A 2,408-nucleotide genomic window follows, 5' to 3' on the forward strand; every position below is an offset into this window, starting at 1 on the left:
GTGTAACTTTCATCTGACCTATCTTTTTTTAACACAAGTCGGTCAAATACCAGCCCTGTCTGAGTTCCGGCGGGGTTGTCACCCCGCCAGCTTTGTTAATCAGAATCAGCTACATTTGGTTATTTGGTTTAGTTGTAAGTGATTTAGTTTGAAAGTCTCTACTGGATAGCCTTTAGCTCTTCATAAGAGCATAATAGTGATTGAAACTTAACTTTTATTTACATTTTTTTTATCCTGTCTACTTTAGGTCAAGTTTCCTCTCATCGGCTACGTCACCTGATTCCCTCACTCCCTGAATTTCCCCATGCAAATATACTTGGGGTACAGCCGAGATACTTGCATTCCGAGGACGTGATATTAAGAAACGTAACAAATAAGCCCCTAAGTAGCTTTCGAGGAAGCTTGCAAGCACAAAAGCATCCTAAATTGGCTGACTATTCAACCAAGTTTGAGAAGGCAGAGTATAACTAATATTCTGCCTTCGTACAGACCCAAAAAGCGTCCATCTTTTACTGCCAAGCATTTCAGGCTTTGCTACTTCAAGTCATTTTGTCTTATATTTAAAAAACTTTACGTCTTGTCCTCGGAATGCGCGTATCTCGGCTATACCCCCATTTATACCGATACCGGTAAAGGAAAGTTGCGGCTAAGTTTTCTCAAACTTATAGTGCTCACGCTCCTACCTAAAACGGCTTCAAGCAACCGGGGCGAGCGCTGTATTCGCTACATGGCTCACACCCTTCAATTAAGCCTTGCGGTAAATTAAAGTCGCCACCTCTTGAGTATTCGCTATTCGCGAATGTAGAATAAAGGAAACAATGCGCTCGCTCATCCGCTATGCTAAAACCCCAAGATATCCTTGCAATACTCAAAGTCCACAGTTGGGATTCAACGAACTGGACGTACAGTTCTCTCGCTCAAAGCTTGGGCATGAGCGCATCAGAAGTTCATGCTGCCCTTGAGCGTTCTGAAGCTGCCGGTCTGTATTATGGCTCCGAGCGGAAAATTTTGAAGCAAGCGGTGTTGGAATTCCTGGTTCACGGGCTGCGCTATGTATTCTACGCCCAGCCAGGCCCCCTCTCGCGGGGACTGCCAACAGCACATTCTGCTGAGCCATTGAAAAGCAAGCTGGTTGCCTCACCATCTGAGGTTTACGTCTGGCCTGACCCTCAAGGTGTCGTCAGAGGGCAGGCAATCGCGCCTCTGTACCGCTCAGTCCCCCAAGCTGCCAGTAACGATCCAAAACTTTATGCCTTGCTCAGCTTGATTGACGCTATTCGAGTTGGTCGGGTGCGGGAGCAACGTTTAGCCACTAGCGAACTTGAAAAGAGGATCGTCGCTCTATGAATCAGCAGATATTCATGCTGGAAACAGTCGCCCGGGTACTCTCTCAAGTACGCACTACCATCGTCTTCACAGGAGGAGCAACGATATCCCTGTATCTGGACGAAGTGGCTGCTCCTGACATTCGACCTACCGATGATGTTGATTGTGTTGTCGAAATCATGTCCAGAGCTGAATATTACAACTTCTCGAACTTGTTGCGAACCCTTGGGCTTCAAGAAACTACAGAATCAGGCGCACCCCTATGTCGCTGGCAGTATGAGGGCATTTCAATTGATGTCATGCCGTGCGATGAATCGGTGCTGGGGTTTTCTAACCGCTGGTACAAGCCAGGTATTGCTAATTCTATTCGCTACCAACTTCCAAGTGGTAGGCAAATCCTAATTTTTTCAACGCCTTACCTCCTCGCTTCCAAAATAGAAGCTTTCATTGGTAGAGGTGGGGGTAACTTTTATTTTAGTTCTGATATTGAAGACATCGTGGCATTGCTTGACGGGCGTTTTAGTTTGTTCGAGGAAGTGCAGCAAGCTGACGAAGAAGTGAAAGCATTTTTATCAGGATGGTTTCGAGCCGAGCTTGCAAATCTGTGCGAAATCGCGCCTGCTTTCCTCTCACCCGTTGCTAAAATTTCAGGTCGCACTCGCTTGCTATTGCAAAGAATTGAAAGGCTGGCGATGATAGTTTAGTTGACTCCTAGCAATAGACGGCAGCTCGCACTTGATCGAGGTAAGCCTTACACTCGCGAACAGCCTCAACGGAGCGCAAAAACCAGATAGTCCAGCCTCAACTTTATTGCTGGCATAGTGGGTACTACGCTACAAAATCGCTTCATAAATTTTAGCTGCCTGCCAATTTTCTCACACTTGCTCAACTTGATTTTTAATTCAATTCCGATGCCACAACTTGACTATTAAGTCAATCCACTTGTTGTTAAAAACGCTAAATAATTAGCTAATTGTTGCGTCAGCTAAAGTCCAATACGGTTCAGTTAAGGGCTATGCAGTGCTTGAAACAATAAATATAGGAGTATTCATTATGATTCCAGTACCTCTGTGTTTAACTTG

The 2,408-nt window shown here is 45.4% G+C and carries 2 protein-coding genes; both read left to right on the forward strand.

The window, feature by feature from the left end:
- Nucleotides 1-837 precede the first annotated feature (837 nt).
- Entirely contained in the window at nt 838-1,347 is a 510-nt protein-coding gene (locus E5S67_RS31710) for a hypothetical protein (protein ID WP_172193423.1), read from the forward strand.
- Entirely contained in the window at nt 1,344-2,030 is a 687-nt protein-coding gene (locus E5S67_RS31715; protein ID WP_172193425.1) for a hypothetical protein, read from the forward strand. The genes E5S67_RS31710 and E5S67_RS31715 overlap by 4 nt, the downstream gene beginning before the upstream one ends.
- Nucleotides 2,031-2,408 lie beyond the last annotated feature (378 nt).

The sequence above is a fragment of the Microcoleus asticus IPMA8 genome, assembly GCF_013179805.1.
GTDB lineage: Bacteria > Cyanobacteriota > Cyanobacteriia > Cyanobacteriales > Microcoleaceae > Microcoleus > Microcoleus asticus.

Coding starts and splice junctions, on each gene's coding strand:
- E5S67_RS31715 (WP_172193425.1), top strand. CDS start 1,344: ATGAATCAGCAGATATTCATGCTGGAAACAGTCGCCCGGGTACTCTCT.
- E5S67_RS31710 (WP_172193423.1), top strand. CDS start 838: ATGCTAAAACCCCAAGATATCCTTGCAATACTCAAAGTCCACAGTTGG.